This window comes from Bradyrhizobium sp. UFLA01-814 (genome assembly GCF_046718885.1).
Lineage (GTDB): Bacteria > Pseudomonadota > Alphaproteobacteria > Rhizobiales > Xanthobacteraceae > Bradyrhizobium > Bradyrhizobium elkanii.
Genome location: NZ_JAQOSR010000023.1, coordinates 45,431 through 64,260, shown reverse-complemented (window position 1 = coordinate 64,260; position 18,830 = coordinate 45,431). Strand labels below are relative to the sequence as shown.

Below are 18,830 nucleotides of genomic sequence, written 5' to 3'. Positions count from 1 at the left end.
ATCCTAAGTCTCGGGGCTCGGAGATGTGTATAAGAGACAGCATTGTAGCAAGCATAGCCCGCGACATGGCCGAGCGCGGCCTCGCGCGAGATGCGGCGACCGCCCTTGCCGATGATGACGGCCATTTCGCCTTCATAGTCGAAGCGCTCGGATTCCAGCGGCCGGATCATCGGCTGGCCGGCGCCGACCTGGCTGTTGGCAAAGCGGGTGAAGATCATCGGATGCGGCGGCGTCGGATGGCCGCTCTCGGCGAGATGCGTCGCATAGTTGACGCCGATGCAGAAGATCTTGTCGGGATCGGGTACGGTCGGCAGCAGCTCGAGATCCCTGAGCGCGTGATCGGCGCGCTCGCCCTGCAGCTTCTTCAGTTCATCCAGCGAGCCCGTCGTCAGCAGCGCCTTCAGCGTCGGGTACGCCTTCAGCCGCTTGCCGGCGTCGATCACCCCCGCCTCGGTCACGATGCCGTAGCTTGCGGTACCCGCCGCCTTGAAACTTGCGATCTTCATGGTCTCTCACTCTCTTCGATGGAGGAAACATAGGCCTGGATGGGAAGTGCGATCGTGCCGTTGCGGATCGGCACGCATGGCAGCGGAAAGTCCTGACGGAAGCGGGCGCCGATCGCCTCGGCGCGATCGAGGAACCGATCGAGATGCATCATCGCGCCTGTCGGCAGGTCATGCAGCACCAATAGCGTCCATGGCTGCGCGCGGCATTGCGCGAGCGCGCGCTCGGTCCAGCCGTCGGGATCGTCCCAGTCGTGCGGGATCGCGTTCCAGAGCACGCAGCTGTGCTTGGTGTGCACGAGATAATCGACCACCGATGGCTTCAGCAGCCGATCGTCCAGATTGCCGCCGCCGCCAAACGGCCGGAACCAGCGGTCGGGATGGGCGAGCTCGCCGATCGCGGCCTCGGTCCGGCCGATCTCCTGCTGTGCCGTGTCGGCACCGGGCTGCTCGCCGAGTGGCGTGCTGTGCGTATAGGTGTGATTGCCGATCCAGTGGCCTTCGTTGCGCGCGCGGCCAGCGAGGCGGCGGCGCCCGGGGTCGGCGAGCTTCTCGCCGATCACGAAGAACGTGGTCTTGATGCCGCGCTCGCCGAGGATGTCGAGCACAAGCGGGGTGACATCGGGCTCCGGTCCATTGTCGAACGTCAAGGTGAGGTCGAACACGTCGCGATTCCCTTACGTCGCCGGCTGCATCGCACTGGGGCCGACCTCGTCGGCGGCGCTCTGGCCGGCGCGCGTGCCGGTCTGCCAGATCGCGGCCCTGCGCTCGACCCAGCGGATCGCGGTGTTGAAGGCAATCGCCATGAACAACACCAGCAGCACGCCGGCGAACACGTGCGGGCTGTCGAGAATGGTGCGGTAGCGCGAGATCAGGTAGCCGATCCCGGCCGAGGAGATCAGCATCTCCGAGACCACCACGCCGACGATGACGAGCGCGCCGCCGACCCGCAGGCCCGACAGCACGGTCGGGATCGCTGCGGGAATGATGACGCGGACCAGCCGCTGGCTCAGCGTCGCGCCCATGCTGCGCGCGGCGAGCAGCAGTTGCGGGTCGATGGTCTGGATTCCGGCAGCCGTCGCCAGCATGGTCGGCAGGAAGCCGTAGATCGAGGCGAAGGCGATCTTGGATTCCGAGCCGATCCCGAGCCACACCGTGAACACGGGATAGAGGATCACGAGCGGGACCGCATAGAGGCTCGAGACCATCGGCATGATCAGAAGACGCGGGCGCGGCAGGCTGCCGACGATAGCACCGAGCAGGATGCCGCCGCCGCAGGCGAACGCCATCGAGACCGCGACCTCGTAAAGCGTCACCGCAAGCGCATGGCCATATTCGGCGGCCTCGTTCCAGCCCGCGAGCAGGGTGGAGGACAGCGACGGCAGGAACAGTTCGGGGATCAGCCCGGTGCGCGGCAGCAGCTCCCACAGCAGGAGCAGGCCGACGATAATCAGATGGCGAAGGGTTTTCGCGCTCATCATCGTCTCACGCCGATTTGCGGATGTGCCGCCAGATGCGGTCGCGCAGCGCGCCGAAGGCGTCACCGCTCAACATCTCGTAGGTCCGCGGCCGCGGCAAATTGACCTGCAGCTGGTCGACGATGCGTCCGGGCCGCGGCGACATCACGATCACCTCGTCGGCGAGGTAGACCGCCTCGGTCAGGCTATGGGTGACGAACACGACCGTCTTGCCGGTCGCGGCCCAGATCCGCAACAGCTCGTCGCCCATCGTCATCCGGGTCTGCTCGTCGAGCGCGGCGAACGGCTCGTCCATCAACAGCACGGGCGGATCCTGCACCAGGCCGCGCGCGATCGATACGCGCTGCTTCATGCCGCCCGACAGTTCGTGCGGGTGGCGTTTGCCGAAGCCTTCGAGGCCGACCAGCTTGAGCGCGTCCTGCGCCTTGGCCCGGCGCTCCGCCTTGGCGACGCCGCGCAGCGCCAGCGGAAACTCGACATTGTCTTCGGCGGTCAGCCACGGAAACAGGCTCGCTTCCTGGAACACGACGCCGACGCGGTTCGGATCGGGCTGCGGGATCGGCGCGCCGTTGATGGTGATGGTGCCCGAGGTCTGCGCGCGCAGCCCGGCCATCATCATCAGCAGCGTGGACTTGCCGCATCCGCTCGGGCCGACCAGCACGACGAAGCGCCCCGGCTTGATGTCGAGCGAGACGTCTTCCAGCGCGATGACGTCCTGGGTCTTGGTCCGGAACACCTGGCCAACATTCCTGACCTCGATCGCGCCGGCGCGCGAGGCGGGCTTCAACGGTGTCACGTTCGCCAATGGCTGCATCGTGTTTCCACCCATCTGATCAGTTCATTGAAGGTCATGGCGATCGCGGCGACCATCACGACGCCGGCGAGCAGCTGCTTCATCTGGAAATTCTCGCCCCAGGTCGCGATCTGGTGGCCGATGCCGTCGCGCGAGGCGTACATCTCGGCGAGGATGACGCCGGTGAGGTTGAAGATCATCGAGATCCGCAGCGCTTCCAGCAGCACCGGCAGCATGCTCGGCAGATAGACGCGGAACGCGGTCTGCGTGCGCGTCGCGCCATAGGAGCGGGCCACCATCAGGTGCTCGACCTTGACCGATTCCACCGCCGTCGTGGTCGACATGATCACGATGAAGATGGTCGAGAAGAAGCCGAAGCCGACCTTCTGGGCGAAACCGACGCCGAACACCAGGATGAACATCGGCAGAAAGATCGATTTCGGGATGCTGAAGGCGAAGAACAGCAGCGGCTTTGCGACATCGGCAAAATAGCGGTTCTCCGCGATCAGGAAGCCGATCAGTGCTCCCATCGGCACCGCGAGCGCGAAGGCGGTCAGCACCTCGGTCGCGGTCACCAGAAGGTCGGTCCGGACGCTCGACCGTTGCAGGAGGTCGCCGAGCGTCACGAGCGTGTCCGATGCCGACGGCAACAGGCGCGGATTGACGAGCCCGGTCCGCGACAGCATCTCCCACAGCGCGAAGATCGCGACCACGATCGCGACCCGCGCGAGCTTGATGGTCAGGGTGGCCTGCATGTTATGGCTTGGTCGGAACCGGCTTGAACCTGGTCGAGATCACGTCCTCGACCGGAACGATGTCCTTCAGCCCGCCGAGCTTGGCGAGATCGAGCGACAGCTGCACCGCTGCCGGCACATTGGCCGCGCCCATGTTGCCGTCGGTCTCCAGCTTCATGATGGTGTTGTCATATTCCATCGCGGCGATCTCGGGCGGCATCTCGTAGAGGTCGGCGATCAGCTTCACGGTGACGTCGCGGTTGGCGCGCATGAATTGCAGCGCGCCATAGAGCGCATTGACGGCCTTCTGGACCACCTCCGGCTTGGCCTCGGCGAACTTGTCGAGCACGATCCAGCCCGCGGTGAGGTTCGGCGGCGCCGCGGTCGCGTAGTCGAGGATGGTCTTCGCCTCGCCCGACTTGGCGACCTGGAAGCTGAGCGGCGAATAGACCACGGCGGCGTCGACATTGCCGGCGAGCAGGTTCGGCACCAGGCCGCCGCCGCCGACCGGCACGCGGGTGAAGTCGATCTTCCTGTCTTGAATGGTCCACAGCGCGAGCAGGTCCGAGCCGGATCCTGCTGCCGTGATCCCGACCTTCTTGCCGTTGAGATCCTTGACCTCGAGCGTCGATTTGACCGGCACCATCAACTGCCAGCCGAAATTGCCCATCGCGGCATTGGCGACGATGCGCGACATCACGCCCTTCTTGCGGCCGGCGGACACCAGCGACGGCGGATCGAGGATGATGTCGGCTGCTCCCGCGGCCATGCCCTCGAAGGTCTCGGCGCCGCTGCGATAGATCGTCAGCTCGGCCTTGATGCCTTCCTTCTCGAACAGCTTCTGCCGCACGGCGGTCTCGGCGATCGTCGTCGGCCAATAGGTCTTGGTGGGCAGGCCGACGCGGATCGTGTCGGCCGCGAAGGCGGGGCTGGCCAGCAAGGTAGTGGCGATCAGGGTTGCCAGCGCACGGCGGCGCGTGATGTTCATGGTTCTGTTTCTCCCGGATATCGATTGTTGTTATTTTTCGGACGTCTCGTGCCGCAGAATCAGGTGGTGGCGTTGACCTCCGCAATGCGCGGAGCGGCGAGCTCGACGAATTCCATGGTGGTGCTGAAATGCACCGACAAAGCGCGAACCGCCGCATCGGCATCGCGCGCGAATACGGCGTCCACAATCGCGGCATGCTCGGCTTCGACATCGCGCGGCCGGCCGACCTCGCGTCGGATCGACAGCCGCCGGTAGCGCTCGCTCTGCTCGTGCAGCACGTCGCGGAAGCCGAGCAGCCATTGCGAGCCGCAGGCATTGACCAGCGCGCGATGGAAGATGCGGTGGCGGACCACCCATTCCTCGTAATGCACGGTGGGATCGTCGGGAAATCGATAGGGCACGGCCTTCAGCGCTTCCCAGGCCGCCGCGACCGAGGACAGCCAGGCCTCGTCGCCGCGCTCGATCGAGCGCCGCAGCGCAAGTCCCTCGATGTCGATCCGCGTCTGCGTGACATCGGCAAGGTCGGCGAGCGAGACCGGACAGACGCGGAAGCCGCGCTGATCCGAGGCTTGTACCAAGCCGTCCGCCACCAACCGCGACAGCGCCTCGCGCACGGCGGCAAGGCTGACCGAAAATTGCTTGGCGAGGCCGGCGATGTGCAGCTTCTGGCCGGGAAGCAGCCGCGTCGACAGGATGTCGGCCCGCAGCCGCTCCTGGACCGCCGATGTCAGGCTTCGCGGCCCGTCGCCGGCTAAGCCCTCGCGAAAACTCAACCCGATGTTCATGGCCGGCAGACTGGCCAACGGTCTTGTGGCCGTCAATCGAAAATCGATTTTTTTTGGATACTCTCGATTTTCATACGAATGTATACCGAATGGCGTCAATTTTGGCCTTCATCGCCGGATATTGCCTCGTTTAAGCATATTATGTATACAGGTAGGATGCATTAGGGAGGATCCAATGCCAAAACCCTTTCCAATGAACGCGTGGTACGCGGCCGGCTGGGATGCCGAGATCAAGCATGCGCTGTTGCCGCGGGCGATCTGCGGCAAGCATGTCGTGATGTACCGGACGGGCGACGGCGAGGTGGTGGCGCTGGAGGATGCCTGCTGGCATCGCCTCGTGCCGCTCTCCAAGGGCCGGCTCGATGGCGATGCCGTGGTCTGCGGCTATCACGGCCTGAAATACAATGCGCAGGGCCGCTGCACCTTCATGCCCTCGCAGGAGACGATCAATCCGTCGGCCTGCGTACGCGCCTATCCCGTCGTCGAGCGCCACCGCTTCATCTGGCTCTGGATGGGGGATCCCGCGCTCGCCGATCCCGCGCTGGTGCCCGACATGCACTGGAACCACGATCCGGCCTGGGCCGGCGACGGCAAGACCATTCACGTCAAATGCGACTATCGCCTCGTCGTCGACAATCTGATGGACCTGACGCACGAGACCTTCGTGCACGGCTCGAGCATCGGCAATGATGCGGTCGCCGAGGCGCCGTTCGACGTCACCCATGGCGAGAAGACGGTCACCGTGACGCGCTGGATGAAGGGCATCGAGGCGCCGCCGTTCTGGGCCAGGCAACTGCAGAAGCCGGGCCCGGTCGATCGCTGGCAGATCATCCGCTTCGAAGCGCCGTGCACCGTCAACATCGACGTCGGCGTCGCGCCGGCCGGTTCGGGCGCGCCGGAGGGCGATCGTTCGCAGGGCGTCAACGGCTATGTGCTGAACACGATCACGCCCGAGACCGAGAAGACCTGCCATTATTTCTGGGCCTTCGTCCGCAATCACCGCATCACCGAGCAGCGGCTGACCTCGGAAATCCGCGACGGCGTCGCCGGCATCTTCCATGAGGACGAGATCATCCTGGAAGCGCAGCAGCGCGCGATGGACGAGAATCCGGACCGGGTGTTCTACAATCTCAACATCGACGCCGGCGCGATGTGGGCGCGGCGCGTCATTGACCGAATGGTGGCGAAGGAAAATCCGCCGCCACAGCTGCAGGCTGCCGAGTAGGCGAGCGGCGGGCCATGGCGGAACGCGAAGCCGATCGTTCAGTGTCGCAGACCGTGCGGGCGCAGCTTGCGCTGCGCGACCTCGTTCTCTCCGGCGGCCTGCGGCCCGGCGAGCGCATCTCGGAGCTGCAGGCGGTCGAGTTCACCGGGGTATCGCGCACGCCGGTGCGGATGGCGCTGGTCCGGCTGGAAGAGGAAGGCCTGCTGGAGGCGATCCCTTCCGGCGGCTTCATGGTCAAGGCATTTTCCGAGCGCGACATTCTCGATTCGATCGAGCTGCGCGGCACGTTGGAGGGCCTGGCCGCGCGCTTCGCCGCCGAGCGCGGCGTCTCGTCGCGCGATCTCGAGCCGCTGAAGGAATGCCTCAACGAGATCGACGGCCTGGTGCGGCAGGATCCGATTTCGGTCGAAGCCTTTTCGTCCTATGTCGCGCTCAACGCGCGCTTCCACGCGTTGCTCACCGAGCTGTCGCGCAGCCCGCCGCTGATCCGGCAGATCGACCGCGCCTCGGCGCTGCCATTCGCCTCGCCGAGCGGCTTCGTGATGGCGCAATCGGCCTTGCCCGAGGCGCGCCAGATCCTGCTGATCGCGCAGGATCACCATCGCATTGTGGTCGACGCCATCGAGAACCGCGAGGGCGCGCGCGCCGAGGCGATCATGCGCGAGCATGCAAGGCTTGCGGCACGCAATCTGCGGCTGGCGCTGCGCAACCGCGGCCATCTCGATCTGCTGCCGGCGCTGGCGTTGATCAATTCGGCAGCCGGCTGAGCGGAGAACGCCATGCGATTCATCGAGACCTGGACATCCGCCACGCTGCTCGCTGTGCGCGACCTCACGCCCGGCATCCGTGAATTCCTGCTGCGGCCGGATAACTTTGCGGGTGTGCCCTATCCCGTCGGCAGCCATATCGATGTCGGCGTCACCATCGAAGGCCAGCCGCAGACCCGCTCCTATTCGCTGGTCGGCGAAGCCGATCCGCAGGGCTACCGGATCGCAGTTCGGCACGCAGCGGATTCCCGCGGCGGCTCGCGCTACATGTGCTCGCTCGCGCCGGGGGCGCGGCTCAACATCACGCTGCCGACCTCGCTGGTGCAGCTCGACTGGACGCGGCGGCAGTATTGCCTGATCGCGGGCGGCATTGGCATCACGCCGATCGTCGGTGCGGCACAGGCGCTCGCCCGCCGCGACGCCGGCGTGACGCTGCACTATGCCGTGCGCACGCGCGGCGATGCGGTCTATCTCGAACCGCTTGAGCGAGCGCTCGGCGACCGCCTCACCGTCCATGCCGGCGACGAAGGCAGGCGGCTCGACCTCGATGGCGTCTTTGCGGCGTTGCCGCAGGACACGATGACGCTGTTCTGCGGCCCGATCCGGATGCTGGACGCGGCGCGGCGCGCCTGGGAGGCGTCCGGCCGCCCGCTCTCCGATTTGCGCTACGAGACCTTTGGATCGAGCGGGCTGTTGCCGACCGAGGCGTTCCGCGTGCGGCTCAGTGGTGAAGGGACCGAGTTCGTCATCCCGCGCGACCGGTCGATGCTGGACGTGCTCAACGAAGCCGGTCATGAGGTGATGAGCGACTGCCGGCGCGGTGAATGCGGGGTCTGCGCGGTCGACGTGGTCGATGTCGACGGCGAGATCGACCATCGCGACGTCTTCTTCAGTGACCATCAGAAGCGGGAGAGCCGCAAGATCTGCGCGTGCGTCTCGCGTGCCCGCGGCACCATCACGGTCGACACCCTGCATCGGTCGGACGCGCTCTAACCTTACTGCGGCGCGAGTCTTTCTCCGCTGTCATTGCGAGGAGCGATAGCGACGAAGCAATCCATCAAGCCGCGTTTGCGGACAGATGGATTGCTTCGCTTCGCTCGCAATGACGGCGGAATTTGCTCGCAGCCTCCCGGGATCAGCAGAAAAAGCGACACAGTCCGACCGACGCGCTCATTCGGCGCGCGCCCTCGATGGCGCTACGCCGCGTGCACCGAGTGCTGCGGATTGTGATCGAGCAGTGCGGAAATCTCGCTGCCTGACATCGGCCGCCCGATCAGATAGCCCTGGACCTCGTCGCAGCTGGTCTGGCGCAGATATTCGAGTTGATCTGCGGTCTCGACGCCTTCGGCCACGACGCCGATCTGCAACTCCTGCGCGAGGCCGATCACCGATTTGACGATCGCGGCGCAGTCCGGCTGGGTCAGCATGTCCCGGATGAAGGATTGATCGATCTTGATGCGGCTGAACGGCAGCTTGCGCAGATAGGTCAGCGACGAGAAGCCGGTGCCGAAATCGTCGAGCGCGACCGTCAGGCCGAGCTCGAGCAGCGCATGCAGGATCGCGGGCGCCGATCCATATTTCGAGATCAGCATCGACTCGGTGATCTCGATCTCGAGACGGTTCGGCGCGACATTCGCCTCGGCCAGCGCGTCGACGATCGTCTGCAGGATGCCGACGTTCTGGAACTGGACCGCGGAGAAATTGACCGCGATGCGGATGTCGTCCGGCCAGCGCGACAGCATCGCGCAGGCACGGCGGATCACCCACTCGCCGAGTTGGTGGATCAGTCCGCTTTCCTCGGCGATCGGGATGAAGACGGTCGGTGGGATCAGGCCGCGCGTCGGATGCTGCCAGCGCAGCAGTGCCTCGAAGCCGGTGACGCGGCCTTTGCGGATGTCGAGGAACGGCTGGTAGACCAGAAACAGCTCGTCCGCCTCGATGGCGTGCTCGAGATCCCGCTGCAGGGCGCGGCGGTCGCGCGCCGACTGGTCGTCGCTGGCCTCGAAGAAGCAGATGGTGCCGGGCGCGGATTTCTTCGCCCGGTAAAGCGCGATGTCGACATGCTTGAGCAGATCGTGGGACGTGCTGCCGTCCCGGGGCGCCAGCACGATACCGATGCTGATCGTCCGGTTGACCTCTAGCCCGTCGATCGGAAACGGCTCGGCAAAGGCCGCGACGAACCGCTCGGCGATTGCCAACGCGTCCTCGGGCCGCGTCAGATTCGACATGATCAGGGCGAACTCGTCGCCGCCGATCCGTGCGACATGTTCGGCCGCGCGCGTGCAGCGCTGCAACCGGGCCGCCACCTGCACCAGGAACTCGTCGCCGGCCGGATGGCCGAACCTGTCGTTGACCTCCTTGAAGCGATCGAGATCGAGCAGCAGCACCGCGAATTCCTCGCCCGACCGCGCCAGCCGGTTCAGTGCGCCGTTGAGCGCCTCATTGAAGGCGACGCGGTTCGGCAGGTGCGTCAGCGGATCCTGCCGCACCGTCCGCTCGGCCTCGTGCTGGGCGATGATCCGCCGCCTGAACTCGAACGCGTTGAGGAACACGCCGCGCAGCAGCACCGAGCCGTAGACCAGGACGAGCACGGCCACCAGGAGGTAGACGAAATCCCCGTCCCTGCCGAGACAGATCGCGGTGCCGACGAAGATCGGTGCGGTGAAAGCAATCGCGGCGATCGGGATGGTGGAGAACGCGAAGGCGCCGCCGGCCAGCATTCCGGCGCACAGGCAGGTGATGACGAGCTGGGCTCCGCTCGATGCGTTCGCGAAGAAGGCGACGGGGACGACGCCCCAGGCCGTCCCGAGCGCCAGCGCATTGCGCACCAGCCGGTACATGGTTCGGCGCGACACGAATTGCGGCTTGGCGATGCGGCGCGCTGCCCGCGCCTGCAAGCCGAAGAACAGCGCCGCGCTGCCCACCGCGGCCGCCCACACCAGCGCAAAGGCCCAGTCCGGCGATTGCCACAGCGCAATCGCCAGCACCATCGCGTTGCAGGCGTTGGCCAGCATGATGCCGAACGAGTAGCCGAGCACGAGCGAGACTTGTTCGGCGCGGATGTGGCCGGCAAGCGCTTCATCCGCCGGTGGTGCACCGAAGGCCGCGAGGTCGCCCGCGAACAGGGCCGCGAAATATGATCTCAGATGGGTACGCATCACTACGTTGCCTGCCCGGTTTGGCCATGGCGCCGTGGCGAAGAATTCTCTGCAAACCTTTGACAAACTATGAACTATTGGAACGGACCGTGCCACGGCGGGCCCCTCCTTCGGTTCCACCGGCGGGCATTGCTAACAAATCGATACAAATGCGTGAGGCGAGGTCACGGAGCGGCAAAGCTTGCCCGACGCCGCGCTGCTTGATCCCCCGAGGGTTTTTCGCAATGAGTTGGGTTCCCGCGAACGGCAAAAACCAGAAGGTGCGCATGAGCCTCCCGATCACGAACCACGATCCCGGGTTCCGGATTACGCGGGCCGGCCATGTCGTCCTGACCGTTCGTGATCTCGCGGCGAGCCGGCAGTTCTACGAAAAGGTGATCGGGCTGATCCTGACCGCGGAGGAGGGCGGCGCGCTCTATTTCCGCGGCGTCGAGGAGGCCTGTCATCACAGCCTTGTGTTGCGCAGAGGCGAGGGCGCTGCCTGTGCGCGGCTCGGCCTGCGGGTCTTTCAGGATGGTGACCTCGACCGGCTCAAGGCGTTCTTCGAAGCGCAGGGCTGCCGAGCCGCCTGGGCCGACGTGCCGCATCAGGGCCGCACCCTGCATGCGACCGATCCGGCCGGCACGCCGCTGGAGTTCTGCGCGACCATGCCGGTGGTGCCGCGCATGATCACCAAATTCACCCGTCATGCCGGCGGCTCGGCGCTGCGGCTCGATCACTACCAGGTCCTGACGCCCGAAGTGCGCAAGGCGTGCGAGTTCTACACCGCGGCAGGGTTTCGGCTCAGCGAATACATCGCGCCGGTGGGCACATTCGATCTGCGCGGCGTGTTCCTGCAGCGCAAGGGCAATCCGCACGACATCGTGTTCTTCAACGGCGCCGGACCGCGGCTGCATCATTTCGCGTTTCTCGCGCCCGAGGTTCATCATCTACTCAACGCCTGCGATGTCGCCGGCGAGCTCGGCTATGGCGCGGCCGTTGAACGCGGCCCCGGGCGCCATGGGCCGGGACACGCGATGTATGTCTACATGCGCGATCCCGATGGGCATCGCGTCGAGCTGTTCAACACCCACTACCAGATCATGGACATCGAGAACGAGCCGGTCGCCTGGGATCCGTCCGACCATACGATCTCGTTCCCGTGGGGATTGCCGGCGCGGCAGGCCTGGTTCGAGGAGGCGACGCCGTTCGAAGGTGTCGCGATCAGCGAGCCGCAAATGAAGCCGAAGCCGCTGACGCTCGAGAGCTACCTCGCGAAGTAGCATGTCAATGCCAGCCGATAATCCCATTCATGACGTGGCCATCGTCGGCCTCGGGCCGGTCGGTGCCATCTTTGCCAATCTGCTCGCGAGATCCGGCTTGAGGGTCGCAGTCGTCGAGCGCGTTGCCGACATCTACGACAAGCCGCGCGCGATCACGCTCGATCATGAAGCGCTGCGCGTGCTGCAGGCGATCGGGCTCGGCGATTTCATGGAGCAGTCGATCGCCCCGCATAACGGCTCGCACTATCTCGGCGTCGACGGTGAGATCATCAAGATCTTCGACCCGATGCCGCCGCCGTTTCCGCTCGGCTGGATTCCGAACGTGACCTTCGTGCAGCCGGACGTCGAGCAGGCGCTGCGCGACAGGCTCGCCGACTATCCGCATGCCGACATTTTCCTTGCGGCCACGGGCGTTGCGCTGCAGCAGGACGACGGCGCGGTGATGCTGACCGCGCGCCGCGAGTCCGGCGAGGAGGTCTTGATCCGCGCGCGCTATCTGGTCGGTTGCGACGGCGCCAACAGCTTCGTCCGCAAGCAGCTCGGCATCGGCCTCGACGACCTCGCCTTCGATGAATGGTGGATGGTGGTCGACACGCTGACCAGCGATCCCGCCAGGCGGCCGGCCAGGAGCTTTCAGTATTGCCGGCCGTCGCGTCCCGGCACCTTCGTGCCGGGTCCGCGCAATTTGCGGCGCTGGGAGATCAAGTTGCTGCCCGGCGAGGACCCCGAGGCGGCCGGCGCGCCTGACAACGTCGTGAAGCTGCTCGAGGGTTTCACCGATATCTCGGATCTCACGATCTGGCGCTCGGCGGTCTATCGCTTTCACGCGCTGCTCGGCCAGCGCTGGCGCGACCGCCGCGTGCTGCTGATGGGCGATGCCGTGCACCAGACGCCGCCATTCCTCGGGCAGGGGCTGTGCGCCGGTATCCGCGATGCGGTGAACCTGGCCTGGAAGCTCCGCCTTGTGCTGCGTGGCGACGCGGGCGACGCGCTGCTCGACAGTTACGAAATCGAGCGCAAGCCGCATGTCCGCGCCGTCGTCGCCAGCGCCAAGGAGTTCGGCAAGATCATCGGCGAGCTCGATCCGGTGGCCGCCGTCGAACGTGACGTTCGGCTGCGCGCCGACCTGAAGGCCGGCAAGGCCGAAACCATCAGGCAGAAATTCATCCCCGATCTCGTCTCCGGCCTGATCGCGCGCGATGCCGCGCTTGCCGGGCGGCTGTTCGTGCAGCCCCATGTGCGTGCGCCGGATGGGCGGACATACCGGCTCGACGATCTGCTGAAACCGGAATTCGCGATCGTGACGTCGGCGGCGGAGCCGATGGCGTGGCTGTCGGGCACGTCCCGTGCCGCCTGGCAGGGCCTCTGCGGTGAGCGCGTCGTCATCACCACGTCAGGCGAAAGTGGCGAGACTAACGGTATCCTGACCGTGGTCGAGCGCGACGGGCTGTTCGCCGACTGGATGCGGCAACATGGCGCCGCGGCGGTCATCGTGCGGCCCGATCGCTACGTGTTCGGCTCGGCCGGCAGCGCCGACGAGCTCAATATGCTTGTCGGGCAACTGCTCCAGAACCTCAGCGCAGGGCGCTAGTCTTTTCAAGCCGGCGCTTTGTCTGTACCACCGGAAGAAAGAAATTCCGGGGGAAACCAGTGAACAACAATCATGATGCGGCGGAGTATGATTACGTCATCGTCGGCGCCGGCTCGGCCGGCTGCGTGCTCGCCAACCGCCTGAGCGCTGACGGCAAGCACTCGGTGCTGCTGCTCGAGGCCGGACCGAAGGACAGCAACATCTGGATCCATGTCCCGCTCGGCTACGGCAAGCTGTTCAAGGAAAAATCCGTCAACTGGATGTACCAGACCGAGCCGGAGCCCGGCCTCAACGGCCGGCAGGTGTTCCAGCCGCGCGGCAAGGTGCTCGGCGGCTCGAGTTCGATCAACGGCCTGCTCTATGTGCGCGGCCAGCATGAGGACTATGACCGCTGGCGACAGCGCGGCAATGCCGGCTGGGGCTATGACGACGTCCTGCCCTATTTCAGGAAGGCGGAGGATCAGCAGCGCGGCTCCAACACATATCACGGTGCCGGCGGCCCGCTGCCGGTGTCGGATTGGCGGCATCATGATCCGCTGTCGGAGGCCTTCGTGCATGCCGCAGCCGAAGTCGGCATTCCCACCAATCCGGATTTCAACGGCGCGGCCCAGGAGGGCGCGGGTTTCTTCCAGACCACGACGCGGCGCGGCCGGCGCGCCTCGACGGCGCGGTCCTATCTGCGGGCGGCGTTGACGCGCGGCAATCTTCATGTCGAGACCTCGGCGCTGGCGCAGCGCATCCTGTTCGACGGCAAGCGCGCGAGCGGCGTCGCCTACAAGCAGGACGGGCAATTGCGCAAGGCCAAGGCGCGCAAGGAGGTGCTGGTATCGAGCGGTGCGTACAACTCGCCACAATTGTTGCAGCTCTCCGGCGTCGGCCCGGCCGATCTGTTGAAGCAGCACGGCATCGACATCGTGCTCGATGCGCCCGGCGTCGGCAACGATCTGCAGGATCACTTGCAGGTCCGCATCGTCACGCGCTGCGCGCAGACCGTCACGCTGAACGACGTCATCAATCATCCCGTACGCCGCGTCATGGCGGGCCTCCGCTACGCCGCGCTGCGCAAAGGACCATTGACGATCGCCGCCGGCACCTCCGGCGCGTTCTTCAAGACCAGCCCGCGGCTGGCGTCGCCCGACATCCAGATCCACTTCCTGCCGTTCTCGACCGACAAGATGGGCGAGAAGCTGCATCCGTTCTCGGGCTTCACGGCCTCGGTCTGCCAGCTGCGTCCGGAGAGCCGCGGTTCGCTGAAGATCAGGAGCGCGGACCCGGGCGTGCCGCCGGAAATCCGCATCAACTATCTGGCGACCGAGACCGATCGCCGCGCCTTCATCGACGGCATCCGCATCCTGCGCAAGATCCTGGCCGCACCGGCGCTGAAATCCTATTCGGTGGGCGAGGTCGATCCCGGCGCCAAGGTGGTCAGCGACGACGACCTGCTCGATTTCTGCCGGCGCACCGGCAGCACGGTCTATCATCCGACCTCGACCTGCCGGATGGGCAACGATGCGCTCGCGGTGGTCGACCAGCGGCTCAGGGTGCGCGGCATCGAAGGTCTGCGCGTGGTCGATGCGTCGGTCATGCCGGACCTGATGTCGGGCAATACCAATGCGCCGACGATCATGATCGCGGAGAAGGCATCCGATATGATTTTGGAGGACGCGCGGTAGGACGTGATCCGTCATCCCCGCGCAAACGCTTCGCCTTTGTCGCTGGAGGAGCGCGTAGCGCGTCTCGAAGGATGCACGGCCCCGATATTTCGACGCGCCGCCCTCCTTACTCGTGGCCAGGTCCGGGCCGTCGACCCTTCGAGACGACCGCTGCGCGGTCTCCTCAGGGTGACGGTGATGGAAGCTCCGTAGCCCGGATGAAGCGAAGCGTAATCCGGGGCCAGTCTAGCGACGGAGGAGAGACTCCCGGATTGCGCTGCGCTCCATCCGGGCTACAAGGCCTCAGCCCTTATACGCGCGCACCCGCGCGACCATCTGCTCGACATGGGCGATCGGGGTCTCGGGGAGGATGCCGTGGCCGAGATTGAAGATCAGCCGCCCTTTGCCAAGGTTCTCCAGCACATCGTCCACCGCGCGGTCGAGCGCGGCGCCGCCGGCAATCAGGGCCAGCGGATCGAGATTGCCCTGCACCGCGACGCGGTTCTGCACGCGCTCGCGGATCATTGACGGCTCGGTGGCCCAATCGATCGAGACCGCATCGACGCCGGTTTGCTCGACATAGGCCGGCAGCATGCCTGCCGCGCCGCGCGGGAAGCCGATGATCCTGGCACCGGGGACCTGCTTGCGCACCCCGGCCACGATGCGCCGGGTCGGTTCGATCGACCAGCGTGCGAATTCGCGCGGCGGCAGCACGCCGGCCCAGGTGTCGAAGATCTGCAGGCAGTCGGCGCCGGCCTTCAACTGGCCGACCAGATAGTGGATCGAGTTCTCGACCAGCACGTCGATGATCTTGGCGAACGCGTCCGGATGGCGGTAGGCAAGCATCCGCGCGGGTGCCTGGTCCGGCGTGCCCTGTCCGGCCACCATGTAGGTCGCAACCGTCCACGGCGCGCCGCAGAAGCCGATCAGCGCAATCTCGGGGGCGAGTTCGCGACGGACGCGGCGCAACGCTTCAAAAACCGGCTCGAGCTGGTCGAAGTTGGCATGGGTCGCCAGCGTCGCGATCTCGTCGGGCGTTGCCAGCGGATCGAGCCGGGGTCCTTCGCCGGCCTCGAAGCGCACCGAGCGGCCGAGCGCGTAGGGGATTACCAGGATGTCGGAGAAGATGATCGCGGCGTCGAAGTTGAACCGGCGGATCGGCTGCAGCGTGACCTCGGCGGCGAATTCGGGCGTGAAGCAGAGATCGAGGAAGCCGCCGGCCTTGGCGCGCAGCTCGCGATATTCCGGCAGATAGCGGCCGGCCTGCCGCATCATCCAGAGCGGCGGCGCGGCCTGCCGGTGGCCCGACAGCACGTCGATGAGCGGCTTCTTGGTGGGATCCTGGGGCACGCGGATGGTTCCTGATCACGGTCAAATTTGCGCCCCTGATACACGCTGCAGCGCAATGGGCCAAGGCGGTTCTGGAACCCCTCTTTGCGTGGCCGCGTTGTCCCCGCGAATGGAGGGACGACATGGCCGACAAATTCGATCCTGCCCCGCACGACAAGCATGCCGAAAAGCCGCACGAGGCGCAGGCTGCCGACCGCAAGGCTCGCGCCCGGCTGAAGGAGGGGCTCGAGGATACCTTCCCGGCCTCCGATCCGGTCAGCGCCACGCAGCCCGCGCCGTCGAAGCACGACGGCAATCGGGACAATTAGCTGGTATATCCCAGCGGCTGCTAACCACGATGCCAAGTGAGTTCAACTTGCGGCGACCTGCTCGCCGCGGAGCGGTGGCCCGGCGCGACCGAGCCCGTCGGCGTATTCTGATTGCCGGGATAAACTAGACGGGGCCGCTTGCGGGGCGCTGCATCCGGTCAGATTCGAAGGTCACGCCGAGCCGCCGCTCCAGGCGCCAGGCCACAACGCAGTGCCGCCGGATCGGTTCACTCTCGATCTCGAGCTCGAACGCGAGCGGGATTGCGACGTCGCTTTCCACGGCGAGCCCCGCGCCGCCGGTCGAGAGGTTGAGCACGAGACACCCGACACTGGTGTTGCGGAAGAAGATCGTCCCGCGCTTCAGGAGGATCGTTCGTTGGCTGTCGGTCTTGTATCTTATCGTTGTGCTCACGGCAGTCTCCTACCCCCGATGTGATGCCCGTCGCGATCGGTCCCCTCAAGCGCGATGGTCGCGCTTTCGCTGCTTGTTTGAGCATGATCTCTGCGCAAACGCTTTGCGTTTGTCGCGAGGGAAAACCGCTTCGCACTTTTCCGGATCATGCTCTAGTTCACCAGCACGGCGCCGTCGCAGCGGATGCCCAGCACCCAAACGTCGACCTGGCCGAGCCCGATGCCGAGCGTCGCGAGCAGCGACGCCAGCACCTGATCGACTGAACTCGTCACGCCATTCAGGATGCTCATGACGAGCGCCCCCAATCCCGGGATTGGCAGCCCGAGCGGGCCGAGATTGATGGTCAGCGAGAGGTCGCCGAGCAGGCTTCCTGTCAGCGATGAAAGGAAGTTGGTCGTCGTCACCGTCTTCTTGGTGCCCGACTGGATGTCGCTGTAACTGAAATTGACATTGGTCGGCGTGGTGTTGCCCATGCCGGCATGGGCACGGCCGGTGACGGTGGCGAGACCAAGGTTGACCAGGGTCGCCGGCGGCGGATTGGGCTTGGTCGTGAAGTTGGTCATGTCGGCGACCGTGACGTTGCCGATCCATGCATCCACGATCCCCGGCGTCACGCCGATCGTGACCTGCGAGGTGCTGATGTTCGGGTGGCCGCAGGACACCGCGCTGAGTGTCGCAGTACCCGAGGCGACCTCGACATAGACCGGGAGATTGATCGCGGACACGGTGCCGGAGCCGAGAACATTGATCGTCGCCAGGATCCTGGTCTGCGCGGTATGGACACTCACACCCTGGGTGCCGATCGCGATCCAGCTCGATCCGACCGGGCGCTCGCCGATCGTTGCGATCACGGAGACATTGGCGATGCCCGGCAGGCCGAGATTGATCGAGGTTGCGATCTGATGGTTGCCGTTGGCGATCTGCGCCACCGTGGAAATCAGGTCGAACACCGAAACACTGGCGCCGACCTTGGGTTTCTGCCCCACAGTAAGATTGGCAAATGGACCGAGGTCGACCAGCGTGCCCGGCGAAATCTTGGTGGTGGAGCCGGTGACGGCCTGGGAGATCGTCGACAGCGCGGTCGTCGCTGCGTTGGCGCCGTTGGTGATCTGCTGCGTGGTCAGCGCGGACGCGACGATGTCGCCGACCTTGATGTTGCTGCTCAGCAGGTCGCTATAGGTGACGCCGGTCAGGTTGACCCGGGTTGCCAGTGCCGACAGGAAGTCCAGTGCGTCGATCTTCGCGCTGATCAGTGCATTGTAGTCCATCACCGAGAGCGACAGCGTGGTGCCGAGCATCGAGCCGAGCAGCGCATTGAGCGCGCCGCCGTTGACCGAGAGCAGCCTCGACCCGATCGCGAATGAGGCCATCTCGGTCGATGTCGCGGTGGCGGTCGTCTTGATGGTGAAGCTGCTGGCGCCGGTCAGGTAGCGCGCGAAGTAGAGCGGGGTCTGGGTGTTCAGCGTGACCCGCGCGGCGTTGGGAGTGCCAACCGCCGGGGTCACGAAACGGGCCTGCGGCGCGATGGCGCTGTTTGCGGTGTAGGTCCCTGTCTCGACCTTGACCAGCGCGCTGGCCGGGTACTTGTTCTGCGTCACGGTCGCGGTGGCGGCGTTGACCGGATTGTTCAGGTTGGCGGCGGCGACGATCGCGGCGAGATCGGCGGTGCTCTGCGTCTTGCGCCGGTCGGCGAAGATCGTGCCGAGATCGATGGCGAGCCCGGCGCACCCGATCAGGAGCGTCATCAGGCCGGCGCTGATCATCGCGAAGTTTCCTCGTTCGTCGGCGCCAAAGCGCCGCATCAGCATGAGGACGCCTCTCATC

At 65.7% G+C, this 18,830-nt stretch carries 18 protein-coding genes; 7 read left to right on the top strand and 11 right to left on the bottom strand.

Annotation, left to right across the window (positions count from 1 at the left end; genetic code table 11):
• The 7 genes from PMN64_RS10025 to PMN64_RS09995 all read right to left on the bottom strand — a co-directional run.
• On the bottom strand, positions 1-506 hold a 506-nt coding region (locus PMN64_RS10025), incomplete at its 3' end, for a fumarylacetoacetate hydrolase family protein (RefSeq protein ID WP_411780568.1).
• Complete coding sequence (locus PMN64_RS10020) at positions 503-1,168, bottom strand: polysaccharide deacetylase family protein (RefSeq protein WP_411780567.1); 666 nt, start codon at positions 1,166-1,168, stop codon at positions 503-505. The genes PMN64_RS10025 and PMN64_RS10020, both read right to left, overlap by 4 nt.
• Before the next feature lie 12 nt (positions 1,169-1,180).
• Positions 1,181-1,981, bottom strand: a complete 801-nt coding sequence (locus PMN64_RS10015; protein WP_411780566.1) for an ABC transporter permease — start codon at positions 1,979-1,981, stop codon at positions 1,181-1,183.
• A gap of 7 nt (positions 1,982-1,988) precedes the next feature.
• The gene (locus PMN64_RS10010; RefSeq protein ID WP_411780565.1) at positions 1,989-2,795 is read right to left on the bottom strand and encodes an ABC transporter ATP-binding protein; all 807 of its coding nucleotides are present in this window, start codon (positions 2,793-2,795) and stop codon (positions 1,989-1,991) included.
• Positions 2,774-3,529, bottom strand: a complete 756-nt coding sequence (locus PMN64_RS10005; RefSeq protein ID WP_411780564.1) for an ABC transporter permease — start codon at positions 3,527-3,529, stop codon at positions 2,774-2,776. The genes PMN64_RS10010 and PMN64_RS10005 overlap by 22 nt, the downstream gene beginning before the upstream one ends.
• A 1-nt stretch (position 3,530) precedes the next feature.
• Positions 3,531-4,496: an ABC transporter substrate-binding protein gene (locus PMN64_RS10000; RefSeq protein WP_411780563.1), complete on the bottom strand. Its 966-nt coding sequence runs from the start codon at positions 4,494-4,496 to the stop codon at positions 3,531-3,533.
• A 59-nt stretch (positions 4,497-4,555) separates the two neighbouring features.
• A complete protein-coding gene (locus PMN64_RS09995; protein ID WP_212057561.1) occupies positions 4,556-5,281 on the bottom strand; it encodes a GntR family transcriptional regulator in 726 nt (241 codons plus the stop codon).
• 175 nt (positions 5,282-5,456) lie between these two features.
• On the opposite strand from PMN64_RS09995, the gene PMN64_RS09990 reads away from it, so the two are divergent.
• The 3 genes from PMN64_RS09990 to PMN64_RS09980 are packed head-to-tail and all read left to right on the top strand — an operon-like array spanning position 5,457 to position 8,266.
• Entirely contained in the window at positions 5,457-6,506 is a 1,050-nt protein-coding gene (locus tag PMN64_RS09990; protein WP_411780562.1) for a Rieske 2Fe-2S domain-containing protein, read from the top strand.
• Positions 6,507-6,520: 14 nt separating this feature from the next.
• Positions 6,521-7,273 (top strand): GntR family transcriptional regulator, encoded by a 753-nt coding sequence (locus tag PMN64_RS09985; protein WP_411780561.1) that lies wholly within the window; start codon positions 6,521-6,523, stop codon positions 7,271-7,273.
• 12 nt (positions 7,274-7,285) lie between these two features.
• Positions 7,286-8,266, top strand: coding sequence for a PDR/VanB family oxidoreductase (locus tag PMN64_RS09980; RefSeq protein WP_304496952.1), 981 nt, complete (start codon positions 7,286-7,288; stop codon positions 8,264-8,266).
• Positions 8,267-8,469: 203 nt separating this feature from the next.
• On the opposite strand, the gene PMN64_RS09975 is transcribed toward PMN64_RS09980, so the two are convergent.
• Entirely contained in the window at positions 8,470-10,431 is a 1,962-nt protein-coding gene (locus tag PMN64_RS09975; RefSeq protein WP_411780560.1) for a putative bifunctional diguanylate cyclase/phosphodiesterase, read from the bottom strand.
• A gap of 266 nt (positions 10,432-10,697) precedes the next feature.
• On the opposite strand from PMN64_RS09975, the gene PMN64_RS09970 reads away from it, so the two are divergent.
• The 3 genes from PMN64_RS09970 to PMN64_RS09960 are packed head-to-tail and all read left to right on the top strand — an operon-like array spanning position 10,698 to position 14,957.
• Positions 10,698-11,693: a VOC family protein gene (locus tag PMN64_RS09970; RefSeq protein WP_411780559.1), complete on the top strand. Its 996-nt coding sequence runs from the start codon at positions 10,698-10,700 to the stop codon at positions 11,691-11,693.
• A 1-nt stretch (position 11,694) separates the two neighbouring features.
• Positions 11,695-13,284 (top strand): bifunctional 3-(3-hydroxy-phenyl)propionate/3-hydroxycinnamic acid hydroxylase, encoded by a 1,590-nt coding sequence (locus tag PMN64_RS09965; RefSeq protein WP_411780558.1) that lies wholly within the window; start codon positions 11,695-11,697, stop codon positions 13,282-13,284.
• 59 nt (positions 13,285-13,343) lie between these two features.
• Entirely contained in the window at positions 13,344-14,957 is a 1,614-nt protein-coding gene (locus tag PMN64_RS09960; protein ID WP_411780557.1) for a GMC family oxidoreductase, read from the top strand.
• Between the two features lie 282 nt (positions 14,958-15,239).
• Here the strand turns inward: PMN64_RS09960 and hemE are convergent, their stop codons facing one another.
• Positions 15,240-16,286, bottom strand: a complete 1,047-nt coding sequence (gene hemE / locus PMN64_RS09955; RefSeq protein WP_411780556.1) for a uroporphyrinogen decarboxylase — start codon at positions 16,284-16,286, stop codon at positions 15,240-15,242.
• A gap of 122 nt (positions 16,287-16,408) precedes the next feature.
• Here hemE and PMN64_RS09950 point away from each other — a divergent pair, with 122 nt between their 5' ends.
• A complete protein-coding gene (locus PMN64_RS09950) occupies positions 16,409-16,594 on the top strand; it encodes a hypothetical protein (RefSeq protein WP_028338569.1) in 186 nt (61 codons plus the stop codon).
• 124 nt (positions 16,595-16,718) lie between these two features.
• Here PMN64_RS09950 and PMN64_RS09945 read toward each other — a convergent pair whose 3' ends face one another.
• Positions 16,719-17,006, bottom strand: a complete 288-nt coding sequence (locus tag PMN64_RS09945) for a PilZ domain-containing protein (RefSeq protein ID WP_411780555.1) — start codon at positions 17,004-17,006, stop codon at positions 16,719-16,721.
• 152 nt (positions 17,007-17,158) lie between these two features.
• Positions 17,159-18,829, bottom strand: a complete 1,671-nt coding sequence (locus PMN64_RS09940) for a pilus assembly protein TadG-related protein (RefSeq protein WP_304496945.1) — start codon at positions 18,827-18,829, stop codon at positions 17,159-17,161.
• Position 18,830: the final 1 nt, after the last annotated feature.